The organism is Pedobacter sp., from assembly GCF_045627485.1.
Classification (GTDB): Bacteria; Bacteroidota; Bacteroidia; order Sphingobacteriales; family Sphingobacteriaceae; genus Pedobacter.
The window spans coordinates 1-17,648 of sequence record NZ_JAZQNU010000069.1; the positions used below are offsets into that span (position 1 = coordinate 1).

The window sequence follows — 17,648 nt, forward strand, 5'->3', positions numbered from 1 at the left end:
ACGCCCCTGCATAGCAGTTTTGAATTATGGATTAAAGCAGATTCGGCTTTGTTGCCTTTTAAGGATAAGGCAGTGATAGTAAACACCAACCGCGCGTCGCAAGGTGGATATTTTGAAGATGGTTATGTGAAAGCTAAACCACGTAATTTCGGTAGCTTTTTTATTTCCATTGATACCGTTGCCCCTACTATTGTGCCCATTAACATAAGCCAGGGAAAAAATATGGCTGGTATAAGCAAAATGAGCTTTAAAATTCGTGATAACCTGTCGGGCCTGAAGAGTTTTAATGGGTATGTGGATGGTAAATGGATTTTAATGGAATTTGACGCCAAAACAGCTACCTTGTGGCATACGTTTGATGAACGCATAAAACCCGGCAAGCACAGTTTAAAACTTGTGGTTGACGACATGAAGAATAATGTAAAAACATTGAACCTGGATTTTTACAGGTAAACCTTATAAATTGTAATACATGATTAATGAAGGCCAACAAGCTCCTGATTTCACTGCAAACGATCAGGATGGAAATAAAATTAGCTTAAGTCAGTTTGCCGGAAAGAAAGTTGTCCTTTACTTTTACCCGAAAGACAGTACCCCAGGTTGTACTACAGAAGCCTGTGACTTCAGAGACAATTACCAGGGCTTAATTGCTCAGGGTATTGTGGTATTGGGCGTAAGCACGGACAGCGAAGCTTCACACCAGAAGTTTATTGCAAAATACAACCTTCCTTTTCCGCTGATTGCCGATACGGACCGGAAAATTGTAGAAAGCTACGGTGTTTGGGTAGAAAAGAACATGTACGGCAAAAAATACATGGGCATAGCCCGTAAAACCTTCCTCATTAATGAGGAAGGTATAGTTACGCACATCATCGATAAAGTAGATACCAAGAATGCAACGGCGCAGGTTTTAGCGCTTTTAAAATAAATGTCAATTCAACGGGTAAATAATTACATTTGCCACTATTAAACCAATTCCAAGTTAATGAAACAGACAATCAATGAATTAGAAGATATCGCTTCTCAAGTAAGAAGAGATATTGTAAGGATGGTTCATGGATGCCAATCCGGACATCCAGGAGGATCACTAGGCTGTGCCGATTTCTTGACCGCATTATATTTTGAGGTAATGAATCACAACACAGATTTTAACATGAACGGCGTAGGCGAAGATCTTTTCTTCCTGTCTAATGGTCATATTTCTCCTGTATGGTATAGCGTATTGGCGAGATCTGGATATTTTGACCCTAGTGAATTAGCCACTTTCAGAAAGTTAAACACCCGTTTACAAGGTCACCCCACCACACACGAACACCTTCCGGGCGTACGTATTGCTTCTGGTTCATTGGGCCAGGGCTTATCAGTGGCCATTGGCGCTGCCTTGGCAAAAAAATTAAATAAAGACAACTCACTTGTTTTCACTTTAATGGGCGATGGTGAGCTGCAGGAAGGACAGAACTGGGAAGCGATTATGTTTGCCCCTCACAATAAAGTAGACAACCTGATTGCAACTGTTGACTATAACGGCCAGCAGATTGACGGACCAACAGAAAAGGTATTGTCTATGGCTAATCTTCACCAGACATTTGAATCTTTTGGATGGCAGGTAGTTACTTCTAATGGTAACGACATGGAGGATCTTGTTAAAGTTTTGCATTATGCTAAATCACTTACCGGAAAAGGTAAACCTATTTTGAACTTAATGAGTACACAAATGGGTAGTGGTGTTGATTTCATGATGGGATCACATAAATGGCATGGCGTTGCTCCAAACGATGAGCAACTTGAAGCCGCTCTTGTACAATTAACCAGCACTTTAAAAGACTATTAAACAGAACCTCGTGAGAAAAAAATATACATACACTGAAAAAAAAGACACGCGCTCAGGATTTGGCGCCGGGCTTTTGGAAGCCGGAAAAAAGAATCCCGAAGTTGTTGCACTTTGTGCTGACCTTGTGGGCTCTTTGAAAATGGATGCTTTCATTAAAGAATTCCCAGAACGTTTTTTCCAGATCGGTATTGCCGAAGCCAATATGATTGGAATAGCTGCCGGTTTAACCATCGGTGGAAAAATTCCTTTTACTGGAACTTTCGCAAATTTTTCTACTGGCCGTGTTTACGACCAGATTCGCCAGTCAGTAGCTTACTCTGATAAAAACGTTAAAATCTGTGCCTCACACGCGGGCTTAACTTTAGGTGAAGATGGTGCCACCCACCAGATTCTGGAAGATATAGGTTTGATGAAAATGCTTCCGGGAATGACCGTAATCAACACTTGTGATTACAACCAGACCAAAGCAGCGACAATTGCAATCGCAGAACATGAAGGTCCAGTTTACCTGCGTTTCGGACGCCCGGTATTGCCTGTATTTACAGATGCAGACCAGAAATTTGAAATTGGTAAAGCATGGATGGTTGACGAAGGAACCGACGTAACTATTATTGCTACCGGCCACATGGTATGGAAAGCTATAGAAGCAGGTGAGCAATTGGCAGAGATGGGTATCGAAGCAGAAATCATCAACATCCACACCATTAAACCACTGGATGAAGAAGCAATTTTAAAGTCGATCAGAAAGACTGGTTGTGTTGTTACAGCTGAGGAACATAATAAATTTGGTGGCCTTGGGGAAAGTGTAGCACGACTTTTGTCTACGGAATTACCATCACCTCAAGAATTCGTTGCTGTTAACGACAGCTTCGGTGAAAGTGGTACGCCAGATCAATTAATGACCAAATATGGTTTAGATACCATCAACATTGTTGAGGCGGCGCAAAAAGTAATTAAACGCAAAAAATAATTATGAAGCAGGTTGAAGACGCAGAAATCATTGAGAAATTCTCTGATGAGAAGACCAGAAATGAAGCCTTTAACCTGCTTTTAAATAAATACCAACAAAAAATCTACTGGCATGTACGCCGTTTGGTGATTGACCATGATGATGCTGACGACCTGGTACAGGAAGTTTTTATCAAAGTGTGGAAAAACCTGGGAAAGTTTCGTAACGACTCTCAGTTATATACATGGATCTACAGAATTGCCACCAATGAATCCATTACTTTTCTGAACAAGAAAAAACTAAAAAACAATACCCCATTAGATGAAGTCTCTGCCGAACTAGCAGAACGTTTAGTGGAGCCCTCCTATTTCAATGGCGATAAAGCCGCTTTAAAACTCCAGCAAGCCATATTAACCCTTCCTGAGAAACAACGGGTTGTTTTTAATATGAAGTATTACGACGATATGAAATACGAGGAAATTTCTGCCATACTAGGCACTAGCGTAGGTGCTTTAAAGGCATCTTTTCACATCGCTGTTAAGAAGATTGAAACTTTTATGCTAAATGAAGACATTACCTTTTAAACCTTTTACGATTTAATGTATCAATATACATGTTATGGATAATGAAATAGAAGATAGCTTAAAGGGAAGATTTGGAGGACCTGATTTTGTTGTGCCCGAAAATTATTTTGAACAGCTTAACCAGGAGATTCAATCACGTGTAGCCGTTGAACGATTGAAAGCGCTCCAGATTAATGACGGCTTTGTTGTTCCTGAGCACTATTTCGAACAGCTGAACGCTAAAATTACGAGCAAAATACAAGATACTCCGGTGAAACAAGCTAAGGTGGTTCGCTTATGGCAATCGGATTTATTTAAATATGCTACCGCTGCCTGCTTCATTCTGGTAGCCGCGGCAGGGTTATATGTAAATAACCAGCAATCCATTCCGGCTGCCCCTGTATCAACAGAATTAAGTTACGATCAAATTTTATTTGACCTCTCTGAAGATCAGGTTATTGAAGCGTTAAACAATGACCAGCTCAGCAGTATGAGCGCTGCAGCAAACGAAGATGACCTGGAAGAGTACATTTTAAATAATTATTCTCAATCTGATATAGTAACCAATCTCTAAGACCTTTATGGCACACCACTGCCCTTTTAATATATTAACATGAAAAAATTAAGCTTATTAGTTGTTCTAATCTTTAGTATAACGCACTATGCTTTAGCACAACGTCCTGGAAACAGGAGTAATGACATAGAAAATTATAAAGTCAAATACCTGACTGAAAAACTAGAACTTTCACCTGCAGAAGCTAAAATCTTTTGGCCTATTTATAAGAACTGGCAGGCTGAACAAGCTGCTTTAAGAAAAGAACGTGGTCAGAAGATGATTAGCTTTAAAACAATAGATGAAATTGAGGCACTGTCTGACGCTCAGGTTCAAACGCTGATTACCAACGAGCTGAACATTAAGCAAAAAGCGCTAAACATTGATAAGAAATATTATAACCAGTTAAAATCGCAGTTACCAATTAAAACGGTAGGGAAATTTTACCGGGCACAAGAAACCTTTAAAAAGGAATTACTTAACCGCTACCGCGACAACAGACGCGACAGCAGAAATAATAATTAATCATAAAAAAAGGCCTCTGTATATACAGAGGCCTTTTTTATGATCATTTAATTTACAATTGTTTATCTAGTTTCTGTGCTAATACAGACTTCGGAACGGCACCAACTTGTTTATCAACCACTTCGCCATTTTTAAAGAACAATAAAGCAGGAATGTTACGGATACCAAATTGTGTAGAGATCTGAGGATTATTATCAACATTTACTTTACCAACAACCGCTTTTCCTTCGTAGTCTTTGGAGATCTCATCTACAACAGGTCCAACCATGCGACATGGACCACACCATTCTGCCCAAAAGTCAACTAATACCGGTTTCTCTGATTTTAATACAAGCTCTTCAAAGTTTGCATCGGTGATTTCTATTGCCATAATTTTTATTTTTATAAAATTCTCGGTTTAATTCCTTAATAGCTTAAAGGACACAAATATATAATCAATACTAATGCCATCATAATAGCAATGCCAAAATGACATTAGTTCAACTTATAATCCACTACCTGCAAATTTTCCAATTGCTCCATAAAATGGTTGTTTGGATTGATCTTTATAGACTTGGAAGGCATCCTGAGCAGAATATTCTGTTCGCGGTCGTATACCTCAAAATCAAGCTTACAGTTTTGCTGCTCGGTGGTCAGCTTGTTATCTTCAATAATGGCATTTACGCCTTTAATAAAGTCTTCATTAATCTGTTCTATAGGTATTTGGATGGTGATGCACTTCGCAAGTTTATCACGCAAATCAGACAGCAATGCCATGGAGGTCACTTTAAACTCCCAGTCGCCTTCTTTTCTAAAACGTTCTCCTACCATACCCCGGATTTGTAAAAAATAACCGTCGGTAAGAAATTGCTTAAATTTGATAAAATCTTCGCCAAATAACGCCAGCTCACAACTGTCATCATAATCTTCAAAAACCAGGGTTCCAAAAGGCTTTCCTGTTTTTGTCATGCGTTGCTCAGCAACTACCACTAACCCACCTACTACAAGTTCTTTATTTTTTAGTGATTCAAATTCCTGCAATACTTCTTCATTGGTATCGCCCATTCTCACTTTATTCACCACGTTCAGGTGTTTCACTTTCTGGCGGCAAAACTCCTTTAACTCAAATTTATAATTGTCAAGCGGGTGACCACTTAAGAAGATACCAATGGCGTCTTTCTCATATTTAAGCTTGTCGATAATACTCCATTCAGGCGCTACCGGCAATGAAGGTTCCAGAATAAGGTCTGCAATGGTACCCCCAAATAAGGAAGACTGCGATGAGGATTCATTATTCTGAAAGTCGTTTGCATATTTGATAAGCTTTTCAATGCCATTTAACTTATCGTTGATCCCGGTAAAGAAATATTGAGCCCGGTGGAAACCAAAACTATCAAAGGCACCGCTGTATACAAAACTCTCGTAGGCTTTTTTGTTAACTGTTCTGGTATTGGAACGTTTGGCAAAATCGTATACACTGGTAAAAAAGCCGTTCTTATTTCTTTCCTCAATGATACTCTCTACTGCCTTTTCTCCTACACCTTTTACTCCCGACAAGCCGAAGCGTACTTCACCCCTGTCGTTTACAGAGAACTTAATGTCTGATTCATTTACATCAGGACCCAATACCTGCACGTTCATCTGGCGACACTCTTCCATAAAGAAGGCTACCTGTTTGATGTCGCTCATGTTATTTGAGAGTACCGCAGCCATGTACTCGGCAGGGTAATGCGCCTTCAGGTAAGCAGTTTGGTAAGCAATCCAGGCATAACAGGTGGAGTGACTCTTGTTAAAGGCATAAGAAGCAAATGCCTCCCAATCTTTCCAGATTTTCTCTAATACAACCGGCGAATGTCCTTTTTCTGCAGCTTGCGCCACAAACTTAGGTTTCATTTTATCAAGTACTTCCTTTTGCTTTTTACCCATCGCTTTACGCAATACATCGGCCTCACCTTTGGTAAAGCCAGCCAGCTTTTGAGACAGGAGCATCACCTGTTCCTGGTAAACGGTAATACCGTAAGTTTCTTTCAGGTATTCTTCACAGGCATCAAGGTCATATTTAATCTCTTCTTCACCGTTTTTACGGCGAACGAAACTAGGAATATACTCCATTGGACCCGGACGATACAGGGCGTTCATGGCAATTAAGTCGTCGAAAACCGTAGGTTTCAATTCCTTCATGTACTTCTGCATGCCGTTAGACTCGTACTGGAAGATACCTATTGTTTCTCCACGCTGGAAGAGCTCGTAAGTCTTTACATCATCAATTGGGAAAGTATCAGGATCCAGTTCAATACCACTTCTCAGTTTCACCAATTTAACGGTGTCCTTAATTAAGGTAAGGGTCTTTAACCCTAAAAAGTCCATCTTTAATAATCCGGCACTTTCTACAACCGAGTTATCAAACTGGGTAACGTAGAGGTCTGAATCTTTAGCTGTGGCTACCGGAACGAAATTGGTAATATCAGAAGGGGTAATAATCACTCCGCAGGCATGTATACCCGTATTACGCAGTGAGCCTTCCAAAATTTGCGCCTGGGTAATGGTTTCGGCACTTAAATCGCGGGCATTGGCAATGGATTTAAGTTCGGTTACCCTTTCATATTCATCGGGGCGCAAAGCATCTTTCAAACTTTTCTCATCCAGATTGAAGATTTTGGCCAATTTCATATTAGGAATAAGCTTAGCTATTCTGTTCGCCTCAAAAAGAGGCAGGTCTAATACCCTGGCCGTATCTTTAATAGATGATTTGGCGGCCATGGTACCATAAGTAATGATCTGTGCCACCTGGTTAGCGCCATATTTGTTGATTACGTAGTCCATTACACGGCCCCGGCCCTCATCGTCGAAATCGATATCAATATCGGGCATGGATACCCTGTCGGGATTAAGGAAACGCTCAAAAAGTAAATCGTATTTAATGGGGTCGATGTTGGTAATCCATAAACAGTAGGCAACTACCGAACCCGCAGCAGAACCCCTACCCGGGCCAACGGATACATCCAGCCTTCGCGCTTGTGCAATAAAATCCTGTACAATCAGAAAATAACCAGGATAACCTGTTTTCTCAATAGTTTGCAGCTCAAAATCTAGCCTTTCCTGTATTTCAGGGGTTATTTCACCATAACGCTTGCGGGCACCCTCATAAGTGAGGTGACGCAGGTATTTATTCTCGCCACGTTTTCCGCCATCGGTTTCATCTTCTGGCACAAGGAACTCTTCTGGAATATCAAACTTAGGTAATAACACTTCCCTGGCAAGTTTATAGATCTCTACTTTATCTACAACCTCCTGGATATTCAGAATAGCTTCGGGCAAATCAGCGAATAACGCTTTCATTTCCTCTGAAGACTTAAAGTAATATTCCTGGTTAGGCAGCCCATAGCGGAAACCGCGGCCACGACCTATTGGGGTGGCTTGTTTCTCCCCATCTTTTACACATAGTAAAATATCGTGGGCATTGGCATCTTTCTTATTGATGTAATAGGTATTGTTGGTTGCTACTACTTTTACATCATGTTTTTTAGCCAAAAGTAACAATGACTTGTTAACAATATTCTCGTCTTCCTGGTGGTGACGCAAAAGCTCGATGTAAAAATCGGGGCCAAATTGCGACTTCCACCAGATCAGTGCTTCCTCAGCCTGGTTTTCACCAACGTTTAATAACTTACTAGAAATCTCTCCATATAAGTTACCTGAAAGCACCATGATGTCTTCCTTATATTGTTCGATAATGGCACGATCTATACGGGGTACATAATAAAAACCCTTGGTATACGCTATCGATGACATTTTAGCTAAATTATGATAGCCATTTTTGTTTTTTGCCAGAAATACAATCTGGTAACCATTGTCTTTGCGACTTTTATCAAGGTGATTTTCGCATACAAAAAACTCCACGCCAATAATGGGTTTAAGTATCTGCCCGGTAGGTTCTTCACCTTTCTCAAGGGCTTCCTTGTTTTTAGCTTCTACACCCTTGTTATAATTAAGCACCTGGCTCACAAAATGGAAAGCACCCATCATGTTGGCATGATCGGTCATGGCTACTGCAGGCATATTATCGGCAGCAGCAGCTTTAATTAATGCCGGTATATTGATGGTGGACTGCAACACAGAGAACTGTGTATGGTTGTGCAGGTGCACAAAGGGCGCGTCCTGTAACTCAAGTCTGTTTTCTTTTAAAGTTTGTTTAGAAATATCACCACCTTCAGCCTTTTGCATACGTGCACGTAAGGCTTCAGAAGCGGCTTTCAGGTTAACGTGTGTTAAACCAGCGCGCTGGATTAAACCGGGGTTATACTCCTTAAAGGCCTTTAGGTATTCGTTATCACGGCGCAGTTGTTCAGGTTTGTAGCCATCACTTTTCAGCAATTGCAGGAAACAACGCGTAGTGGCTTCCACATCGGCAGTAGCATTGTGTGCTTCCGAAAATGGTTCGTTGAATAAGTATTGATGAAGTTCTGTTAAGGTAGGTAGTTTGAAACGACCTCCGCGCCCACCAGGAAGCTGCAGCAACTCGGCTGTAACCTCTGTACAAGTATCCAAGACGGGCATTTCGGCCAGGCGGTTTTCCATACCCAGGCGGTAAAACTCGCAACCCATGATGTTAAGGTCGAAACCTACATTTTGGCCAACAACAAATTCTGATTTATTTAGGGCCTCGTTAAATTTAACTAATACTTCTTGTAGGGGAACACCTTGTTCAAAAGCGAGTTCGGTAGAAATACCATGAATCCGTTCTGCATCATAAGGGATATTAAAACCATCGGGGCGTACCAAATAATCCTGGTTTTCGATTAACCTCCCATACTCATCATGAAGCTGCCATGCAATTTGTATACAGCGTGGCCAGTTATCGGTTGCAGTAATAGGTGCGTTATAATTACCAGGAAGTCCGGTGGTTTCGGTATCAAAAATCAAATACATATCGGGCGTAAAATTACGGATTTTCTACCGCATTACTCAATGTATCCTGGCTTTGTCTTTAGTATTTGGCTTGTGATCCTGAGCGATTAACTTCCTCATATCGTAACCTTTTGCTTTACAACGGCTAATAATATCTTCAAGCATTTCAGGGGCCATAGTTGGCTTTCTGGACAATATGGAGAGGAATTTATGTTCAGGGTGACCAATTACAGCATAGGAGTAATCTTCAGGCATTTCTATAATCCAGTAATCGAATTTAAACGGCCATACCAACTGCGCCTTAAACTGTGCATTGCCGGTACCGCGCACAGTGAATAATTTACTGCGCATATATTTTGGTTTATCCTCTCCTATCACTTTGTAAGTGGTAAATACGGCATAATAACCATCTGGATGGATGACGTAGGTTTCTGTAGTCTGACGCCAGTGGGTGTTCATGAAAGTAGGTATCACATAAAGTGCATACCACTTCCCAGCAAAGGACAGAACATCTACTTTTTCTACGGGTGTATTATCCATAATAGGCCATTGTTTATTTACTATGAAGCAAATGTAAATTCTTTCTCATAAAACCCCCAAGGAAACATAAAGTTTTAAAAACCATTTTTTATAAGACCTGAAATTGATAACTTGTTCAACAAATGGACATTCATCCAAATTAAATTTAGTGTATGAAAATAACTGTTGTAGGAGCTGGCGCCGTAGGTGCTACATGTGCCGATAATATTGCTAGAAAAGAACTCGCTCAAGAACTTGTTTTATTAGATATCAAAGAAGGTGTGGCCGAAGGTAAGGCCATTGACATGATGCAGACTGCTGCATTGTTAGGCTTTGACACCAAGATTACAGGAGTAACGAATGACTATAGTAAAACTGCCGGATCAACTGTTGCCGTAATCACTTCTGGCCTGCCTCGCAAACCGGGAATGACTCGTGAAGAGCTAATTGGTATTAACGCAGGTATTGTGAAAGGTGTGGCTGAGAACATTTTAAAGTTCTCTCCAGATGCCATTATTGTTGTAGTTAGTAACCCAATGGATACCATGACTTACCTGGCCCTGAAGAGCCTGGGTTTACCAAAAAACAGAATCATTGGTATGGGGGGCATATTAGACAGTGCCCGTTTTAAATATTATTTAAGTGTGGCTTTAAATTGTAATTCAAACGACTTACAAGGCTTTGTGATTGGTGGCCATGGCGATACGACCATGATCCCTTTAACGCGTTATGCCACTTACCAGAGCTTACCAGTAAGTGAACTTCTTGAACAATCTGTATTAGATAAAGTTGCCGCAGACACCATGGTTGGTGGAGCTACTTTAACTGGTTTATTGGGCACTTCGGCTTGGTACGCCCCTGGTGCTGCTGGTGCAGCCCTGGTTGAAAGCATCGTTCGTGATGAAAAAAAACTGTTTACTTGCTGTGTATCCCTTGAAGGGGAGTATGGGCAAACTGACATCTGCTTAGGTGTACCGGTAATTGTAGGCCGCAATGGCTGGGAAAAGATTATAGATTATAAATTGACCGATACGGAACAAGCTGCTTTCAACAAAAGTGCTGATGCCGTTAGGGCGATGAATAACGTGCTGAGTGACATGAAACTGGTTTAATTGCATGAAGAAAATTAAAATTCCTTTAAAATTAATCAATTTACAGGACGACGGTTTCCACCTTTTGGTGGAAATTGTTGTTTTTGGTGAACAGCATTTAGCCGTACTGGATACAGGTGCCTCTAGAACGGTATTTGATAAGAGCCTGCTCAATCATCACCTGACCGATATAACAGTAGCCGAAGATGAACACAGTGAAGATCACCAGGCCACTACCTTATTCAGTACTTCCAACACGGTACTGGCTACCCTGCCAAGATTAAAAATTGGCAAACTGAAATTGAAGAAATACACCACTGTAGGCTTAGACCTGCAGAGTGTAAATGACACTTATGCACACCTGGGTCATCCTGTGATTGCTGCTATTATTGGTGGGGATATTTTAAAGCAATACAAGGCGGTGATCGATTACAAGAAGCTGGTGTTGAAGTTATCTTAATTGTCTTTACAAAGGAAGCGTAGTCTTTATCTTTCGATTGCGTAGACTACAGCTTCCTTTCCGTCAAAATCTATATCTTTTTCATGTTTAAGACCTATTTTTTCAAGGACTTTTATAGAGCCAATATTTTCTTTCATTGCTCGCCCAATGATACGTTTCAATTTTAGATTTTCAAAGCCATACTGTATACAAGCAACCGCACTTTCTGTGGCGTAGCCCTTGTTCCATACTTCTTCAAAGAAACGAAATCCAATATCAGCTTCATTTTCCATTTTGCCCAATTTCAGTCCGCACCAACCAATAAATTTTTCAGTTGACTTTTCTATTACCGCCCACCTGCCATAGCCATTCAATCTATAATCCCGGTAGTTTTCAAGAAATTCCTTCGCTTCTTCTACATTTTTAAAAGCCGCATTTCCCGTATATTTTATAACATTAGGATTTGAGTTTAAATCATAGAAACTTTTTGCATCACCTGGATGGAGCTCTCTTAATATCAAACGGTTTGTTTCTAAAATCTGTTTCATTTATAAACCTTTGATAGATTAATCTACCTGAACAAAAGTGCTTATTCACAACTGTTTTCCTGCTTAATCTTTATGTTACAAAAAGTTATTTCAAATATTGCGCTTTAACCTGCTGGGGTGTTAACGAACGAAAATAACTGACCAAGCGTGGCAAGTAATCTTCAAATGTCGGGTATTTTACCCGCCCGGCCTCGTAGTCTGCGATCTCTTTTTCCAGCAATGGCAGCAGCACAAAATACTGTTCTTCCACATGTAGTTTCCTTAAACGTGCAGCTTCATGAGCGTTACCCATAGCTAAGGCAATGCGGATTTCACCAAGCCGCACCAGGTGCTCGGTAACGCAGATGTACCAATCGGAAATACCATAGGGAGACATTTTTTCTTTCCATTCTGTAATGTAAAGCGCGGAATCAGCTTTCAACGCATCGGCATATTGCTCAAGTATCTGGTTTACAAAAGAATGGATAATCTCGTGGTAAGCCACAAACTGGGTAACATCACGGTTATCAAAACCAAATTCCTGATACTGGTTAAGGCTGGCTAATGGTTTCAACATGATGCTGGAGCTGACTACCATGGAAGGAATTTTTCCGCCGGGAAAAGCAATTTGGGCGCCATATCCACGATAACTATCTTCACCCGGTGTGATAGGCATTGCTGGCGAAATATACAAGTCGTACTGTGAGAAGGTTTTGCCATACCATTTCTCCATGGCTGGGAAAGCCGTGGGGTGGATGTATTTAGAAACTTCCTTCAGTGCACCCTGGTAGAAGTGGCGATTCTTTTCGAGGAAGCCACCAACATCTGCTTTGCGATAAAAGCTTCTTAAGCTATCCGTTAATTCGGGCATTAAAGCCATCATGCGCTGTTTAGCAGCATCTGTTTCTATTTTTTTGTTAGGCCAGGCATACCTGGGTCCTTTTGCAGGGAATTCCTTTTGATTGACTAAATAATCCATTATCGGTCCGTTGTCGTGGTAGGTATCCCGGAGTTGTCGCAGGATCTCGGCCACCCTGATCACAATCGGATCGTTTTGATAGGGTTGAAAATGCTTGAAAGCAAAGTACACCATGGGCTGATGTGAATAATCCGTTCCTTTTATATTAAAAACATAGTTATTGATATGCTCAACGGCTAATTTTTCCACAAAGAAATAAGTCTCGAGGTTTGGGTGTATTCCGACAAAGGCATGTGCTGCCAATTTCGTTTTATACTGCGCCGAAACGCCTGATGTTAGCGCCAGAAAACAAACTATGGGATATAAAAATTTCATAAGAAAGCATTTGAACCTATTCCGAAGACGAAGTTACCGCGCAAGGGGTTGCAAGGAACGCGCAAGATTTCCATGTATTTTAAACGGGTGTATAAATGTAACAGCCAATCTTAGAAGGATGATCCTGCACCAACACATTAAAATCTACATTTCTCAATAAATTAACCATCATGAAATCGCCGCCGGCGGCTAAGGTGAAAAACAGCCCAAATGCAAATACAAAAAGATTACCGGTTATTAAGGCTAACACCATCGGTATAATTCCCATCACCAGCCCTGGCGTTAAAGCCCCGAGGATGTAATGTTTAACCAGCAAAGGTTCTTTACAGTGGCAATATGGGGTTAAAAAAGCCCACATCACACCGAATTTAATAGACTTAATTCCGTGTTTTGCAAAAAAGGCGAAGGTGACTCCATGAAGGAGCTCATGTAAAACAATTCCGCCCATCAATACTACGCATATAAAAAACATGGTGCCGCCAACACCAATACCTTTTGGCACCATCTCAATAATGGTTTGCAAATTATAATCTACTGCCCAGATGAAATAAAAAGGCAGGCCTAATATAATTGCGCAAGGAAGAAAGTAAATCAACGACATCAGCTGCGCCTTCGCCATATCTATTGTAAGCTCTTCTTTTCTAAATCCAGCAATTTCATGAGATTCCATACTTAAAATTAATATAATTCTCTGGTTTTCAATCATCATTTAAACATGAAGTGCTACCGGTAATGAGAACATCATTAGCAAGCACTTAAACCATAAATATGACAGAAATCAACTATCAGTATATTGTAGAATATACGGCATCCGGATTATGTGGGTTGTAATGTGTTTTGTTACTAAATAGTTGTGCTTTTTCGCCTGTAGCACTAGGCCGTCCGCCACGATTGTCGCGTAAGTTATGGTGATGTTTCATAACCCGCCTTAACTGATGCTCCGGTGCAGTGATAAGTGCTGCTGAAGAAGTTGGGTCAATTCTTTTTTTAACCTCCTGATTCTCTTCCACCACTTTTTCAAGTGATTATCTATGGAGTTAGCTGGTGTTTTTATACCCCACTTTCCATGGAAGCATTGGCTTTAGCAGGCGCTGAATCTACCGCCTGAGTACGGACAGAAACCATTCCACTGTTTATATATAAGGTAAACACTTTATGACCTCCCCCCAATTTTAAGACACTCTAAACTCGGAAATCAGGGCTTGATTGGCTTTTCTTCAACATTTCCTGTGGCGTTAATCCACCCAAGGAAATATGTGGTCTAAAAGTATTATACTCTGTTCTCCATACTTCAACTTCTCTATGGCATCTTCCATTGATAAGAAACAGTTAGTATTTAGGCATTCATCTCGGAAGCTTCCGTTAAACGATTCAATATAGGCATTATCTGTGGGTTTCCCGGACGTGAAAAATCAAGTATGACCTGATTTTCATAAGCCCATTTATCTAACGCTTTGGAGATAAATTCACCTCCGTTATCAACTCTGATTTTTTCTGAAATGACATTGCATTCCTATTTAAATCTTTGCAGTACTGTCACCACCTGTTCCCCTTTTATACCTTGCTCTTGATAGATATCAAGGCAAAATCTTGTATAATTATCCACTATAGTTAAAGACCTGAATTTGCGCCCGTCAAACAGCTGATCGGATACGAAATCCATGCTCCAGCATTCATGTAAATTCGAGGTGGTACTCTATCTAAACGATGTGCACCCGCGAGGTTTCTTCTGGGTCTTTTACTTCGCAGGTTCAACCCTTCGAGCTTATAGAGCCTGTAAACTCTGCTTCCGGCAACGCCACTACGAAGAAATGGAACGCTACGCCATGCTGGCTGGTATAACGCTGGTAGTGGATAACCAATATCAATCAGGTACCTGGTCGCTCCAGCCGGACGGGTACTATATTCGCTTCATTCCAAGCGGGTACTCGGCTACATAAATGGAGATTTACATACCTCAGGAAGTGATTGATCATAAACCAGGCTTGGTTTATGACGCCCCCATGTCTTGCATGCCCCGCCAACACGGGCGCACAGTGGCTAATCAAACCAATGAACCATTGAAAACTGACTATGCATTGAGATTAAACACTAAGGACTTTTAAAAACAGGAGCTACTTTTCGAAAGTCATGAATTTGGCTTCTTTCTAACAAGTGTCAATTACTTGAACGGCGATAATTGATCGCGGGCCGCGACAATATTAAAAAAGCGGGTGTCCTTTCGAAAAACACCCGCTTTATCACTTTGCTAGAGTGGCCGCAGCTCCATGACTAAGTGCCTATATTCATTTACTTAAAACCGAAGGCGGCCATCATCTTGTTGAAGATAGTGTTGTTATGGTAGATCCCCATAAAAGTTTCCGCTCCTGGCCCATAGGCAAACACGGGAATCATCACCCCAGTATGTCCTTTTGTCGTGAACTTTCCTTCCACACGGCCGGTATTGATGTCGCCGGAAGTCAAAGTTAATCCTCCGGTTTCATGGTCTCCAGTGATAATAACCAAAGTCTCGCCATCTTTTTCGGCAAACTCGAGTACTTTTCCAATCGTATTATCGAAATCAATCATTTCTTCTATCACGACACCTATCTGATTATCATGCCCACCATCGTCAATTTTAGATCCCTCTACCATAAGAAAAAAGCCTTTCTTGTTCTGCTTGAGTATGTTTATGGTAGACAATGCGGTACGGCTAAGCTGGTCGCCCCTTTCAGCCAGAGGTCTTTCAGTGAGAAATCCAGCTACTTTGCCGGTAGTAAAACTAGTGATCTCGTCAATATTTGTCGAAACCTGGTATCCCTTTTTCTTAAGTTTTGCAATGAGATCAACCCCATCTTTCCGCGTCGTAAAATGCTGTTCTCCAGCACCAATAAACACGTCTACACCGGAATTTAAAAACTCGGCAGCAATCTCTTGTTGAAGTTTGCGTGAAGGCTGATGTGCCGTGAATGATGCAGGTGTAGCATCTGTGATATCCGTCGTTGCAACAAGCCCGGTCGATAAGCCGTGCTTTTCTGCAATTTCTAATATCGTTGGTACTGCTTTTCCGTTGGAATCCACACCGATTGCCCCATTGTTCGTTTTGTAACCCGTCGCAAATGCCGTCGCCCCGGCTCCTGAGTCGGTAACAAACCGTGTAGAATTAGTTTTTGAGAATCCGATGTATTGCAGCTTCTCCAAGTTCAACGGCTTTTTACTAACGGTTAAACCGGCATAAATCTGCGTAGCACCCATCCCGTCACCCACCATTAAAATAATATTTTTGGGCTTTTTGTATTGCCTCGAGATTTGACTGATTTTCTGCTGACCAAAGCTGTAGCTGACAACTGTGAATAGAGAAACACATAGTAAGGTTGTTTTCTTAATCATAAGATATTAAATAGTAAAGTTATTATAGGATTATAATTAGTCCAAGGAGCCAGAAGCATCCATTGCTAGTGTGGTTAATACCCTGGATTTTGCTTTAACGTGACCTTTCCGTCCAAAACGCTATTATCTATGGCTTTTTGCGGAATCGGGATAATTCCTTTCTCCTTGCTATACCTCGCGCCATTGAGATAACCTCTGAACCTGGCTTCGTAGTTTAGAAAGGCATTAAAATAGCTTACGACGGTAGCGTTGTTATCGGCCATCCCGAAACGAACGACGTCATAGGCACTGTGTCCCTCTAACCCCAGCTCCAATAAGCGCTCATGCAAAATGGCTTGCAAAGCGTTTTGACGTGTGGAAAAAGTAGCCGAGCCAGCTGGATAAGTGCCAATCATATAGTTGGCCGCATTTGTACCATCCAGCTTTTTAACCCAGTTTTCTGGACTGTTCGTGTTGGTAGCCATCCTGTTGCGAACCATATTCACCAAGATTCTTGCCCGGTCGAGGTTGCCGACTCTTGCTTCAGCTTCTGCGGCCATCAGAATAACGTCTGAATAGCGTATAAGAGCAATATTCAACGCATTGTTTGTTCTTCCTGCCGTATACTTTCCGTTGTCTTTACCCAAGGTAAAAAACTTCTTACTCATATAAGGGCCGCTTGATGCCTGGTCGCGAATCCAGTTCCTTCCCGGCATAATTCCATAGTCGAGAAAAGGAATGCCGCGCCGGCCCACTGTCCAGTCCAACCGAGGATCCAAGGGATCCGTTTCAGGAGTGAAAGGATCAACCGAACTTAAGCCCTCATCATTTTTCACCACCCTGGGATTGGCATCGCCAACGAAGGGCAGCCCGTTTTCATCTACCCTAAAATGGGCCACGAACCAGTGGGTTGGAGTAAAGAAACCGTAGCCTCTACCTCCGGTAGCACTATTTTGAGTACTAATATAAACCATGTCATGACTTGCGTTTGCCGGATTTACACCTGGCAAACCATCGTTGGCAGAATGTTGTACACCCCAAACCCATTCTGAGCCATTCTCCCTATCGGCATCGAAATTCGTGTGGTAATCCTTATACAATCCATATTTAACCATCTGGTTC

At 41.4% G+C, this 17,648-nt stretch carries 18 protein-coding genes and 2 pseudogenes; 10 read left to right on the forward strand and 10 right to left on the reverse strand.

Features of this window, described 5'->3' with window-relative positions; genetic code table 11:
• The 7 genes and pseudogenes from ACR2F3_RS04855 to ACR2F3_RS04885 form a co-directional block, all read left to right on the forward strand.
• Positions 1–453, forward strand: a pseudogene (locus tag ACR2F3_RS04855) (M23 family peptidase); the annotation flags it as partial.
• Between the two features lie 19 nt (positions 454–472).
• Positions 473–928: a thioredoxin-dependent thiol peroxidase gene (gene bcp / locus ACR2F3_RS04860; protein WP_432708852.1), complete on the forward strand. Its 456-nt coding sequence runs from the start codon at positions 473–475 to the stop codon at positions 926–928.
• A 57-nt stretch (positions 929–985) separates the two neighbouring features.
• Positions 986–1,831, forward strand: a complete 846-nt coding sequence (locus tag ACR2F3_RS04865) for a transketolase (protein ID WP_432708853.1) — start codon at positions 986–988, stop codon at positions 1,829–1,831.
• A gap of 10 nt (positions 1,832–1,841) precedes the next feature.
• Positions 1,842–2,801 (forward strand): transketolase family protein, encoded by a 960-nt coding sequence (locus ACR2F3_RS04870; protein ID WP_432708854.1) that lies wholly within the window; start codon positions 1,842–1,844, stop codon positions 2,799–2,801.
• 2 nt (positions 2,802–2,803) lie between these two features.
• Complete coding sequence (locus ACR2F3_RS04875; RefSeq protein WP_432708855.1) at positions 2,804–3,364, forward strand: RNA polymerase sigma factor; 561 nt, start codon at positions 2,804–2,806, stop codon at positions 3,362–3,364.
• Between the two features lie 34 nt (positions 3,365–3,398).
• Complete coding sequence (locus ACR2F3_RS04880) at positions 3,399–3,917, forward strand: hypothetical protein (RefSeq protein ID WP_432708856.1); 519 nt, start codon at positions 3,399–3,401, stop codon at positions 3,915–3,917.
• Between the two features lie 39 nt (positions 3,918–3,956).
• Positions 3,957–4,421: a hypothetical protein gene (locus ACR2F3_RS04885; RefSeq protein ID WP_432708857.1), complete on the forward strand. Its 465-nt coding sequence runs from the start codon at positions 3,957–3,959 to the stop codon at positions 4,419–4,421.
• A gap of 52 nt (positions 4,422–4,473) precedes the next feature.
• On the opposite strand, the gene trxA is transcribed toward ACR2F3_RS04885, so the two are convergent.
• From trxA to ACR2F3_RS04900, 3 genes are all read right to left on the reverse strand, one after another.
• Positions 4,474–4,791, reverse strand: coding sequence for a thioredoxin (trxA, locus tag ACR2F3_RS04890; protein WP_432708858.1), 318 nt, complete (start codon positions 4,789–4,791; stop codon positions 4,474–4,476).
• A 104-nt stretch (positions 4,792–4,895) separates the two neighbouring features.
• Positions 4,896–9,329 (reverse strand): DNA polymerase III subunit alpha, encoded by a 4,434-nt coding sequence (gene dnaE / locus ACR2F3_RS04895; protein WP_432708859.1) that lies wholly within the window; start codon positions 9,327–9,329, stop codon positions 4,896–4,898.
• A gap of 36 nt (positions 9,330–9,365) precedes the next feature.
• Positions 9,366–9,848, reverse strand: coding sequence for a lipocalin family protein (locus tag ACR2F3_RS04900; RefSeq protein WP_432708860.1), 483 nt, complete (start codon positions 9,846–9,848; stop codon positions 9,366–9,368).
• 152 nt (positions 9,849–10,000) lie between these two features.
• Here ACR2F3_RS04900 and mdh point away from each other — a divergent pair, with 152 nt between their 5' ends.
• A complete protein-coding gene (gene mdh, locus ACR2F3_RS04905; RefSeq protein WP_432708861.1) occupies positions 10,001–10,939 on the forward strand; it encodes a malate dehydrogenase in 939 nt (312 codons plus the stop codon).
• Positions 10,940–10,943: 4 nt separating this feature from the next.
• Positions 10,944–11,378, forward strand: a complete 435-nt coding sequence (locus tag ACR2F3_RS04910; RefSeq protein WP_432708862.1) for an aspartyl protease family protein — start codon at positions 10,944–10,946, stop codon at positions 11,376–11,378.
• A gap of 26 nt (positions 11,379–11,404) precedes the next feature.
• Here ACR2F3_RS04910 and ACR2F3_RS04915 read toward each other — a convergent pair whose 3' ends face one another.
• From ACR2F3_RS04915 to ACR2F3_RS04935, 5 genes and pseudogenes are all read right to left on the reverse strand, one after another.
• Positions 11,405–11,905 carry a GNAT family N-acetyltransferase gene (locus tag ACR2F3_RS04915; RefSeq protein ID WP_432708863.1) on the reverse strand — a complete coding sequence of 167 codons (501 nt, stop codon included), beginning with the start codon at positions 11,903–11,905 and terminating at the stop codon, positions 11,405–11,407.
• An 85-nt stretch (positions 11,906–11,990) separates the two neighbouring features.
• On the reverse strand, positions 11,991–13,178 hold the full coding sequence (locus ACR2F3_RS04920; RefSeq protein ID WP_432708864.1) for a DUF4932 domain-containing protein: 1,188 nt from the start codon (positions 13,176–13,178) through the stop codon (positions 11,991–11,993).
• Positions 13,179–13,257: 79 nt separating this feature from the next.
• Positions 13,258–13,848 (reverse strand): DUF3267 domain-containing protein, encoded by a 591-nt coding sequence (locus ACR2F3_RS04925; protein WP_432708865.1) that lies wholly within the window; start codon positions 13,846–13,848, stop codon positions 13,258–13,260.
• A 115-nt stretch (positions 13,849–13,963) separates the two neighbouring features.
• A complete protein-coding gene (locus ACR2F3_RS04930) occupies positions 13,964–14,188 on the reverse strand; it encodes a hypothetical protein (RefSeq protein WP_432708866.1) in 225 nt (74 codons plus the stop codon).
• A gap of 172 nt (positions 14,189–14,360) precedes the next feature.
• Positions 14,361–14,963: pseudogene (locus tag ACR2F3_RS04935) on the reverse strand (integrase core domain-containing protein); the annotation flags it as partial.
• 155 nt (positions 14,964–15,118) lie between these two features.
• On the opposite strand from ACR2F3_RS04935, the gene ACR2F3_RS04940 reads away from it, so the two are divergent.
• Positions 15,119–15,283, forward strand: coding sequence for a hypothetical protein (locus tag ACR2F3_RS04940; protein WP_432708867.1), 165 nt, complete (start codon positions 15,119–15,121; stop codon positions 15,281–15,283).
• Between the two features lie 184 nt (positions 15,284–15,467).
• Here the strand turns inward: ACR2F3_RS04940 and ACR2F3_RS04945 are convergent, their stop codons facing one another.
• Together ACR2F3_RS04945 and ACR2F3_RS04950 are read right to left on the reverse strand one after the other, a co-directional pair.
• Positions 15,468–16,547, reverse strand: a complete 1,080-nt coding sequence (locus tag ACR2F3_RS04945) for an alkaline phosphatase (protein WP_432708868.1) — start codon at positions 16,545–16,547, stop codon at positions 15,468–15,470.
• Between the two features lie 74 nt (positions 16,548–16,621).
• The coding region (locus ACR2F3_RS04950) for a RagB/SusD family nutrient uptake outer membrane protein (RefSeq protein WP_432708869.1) at positions 16,622–17,648 on the reverse strand (1,027 nt) is incomplete at its 5' end.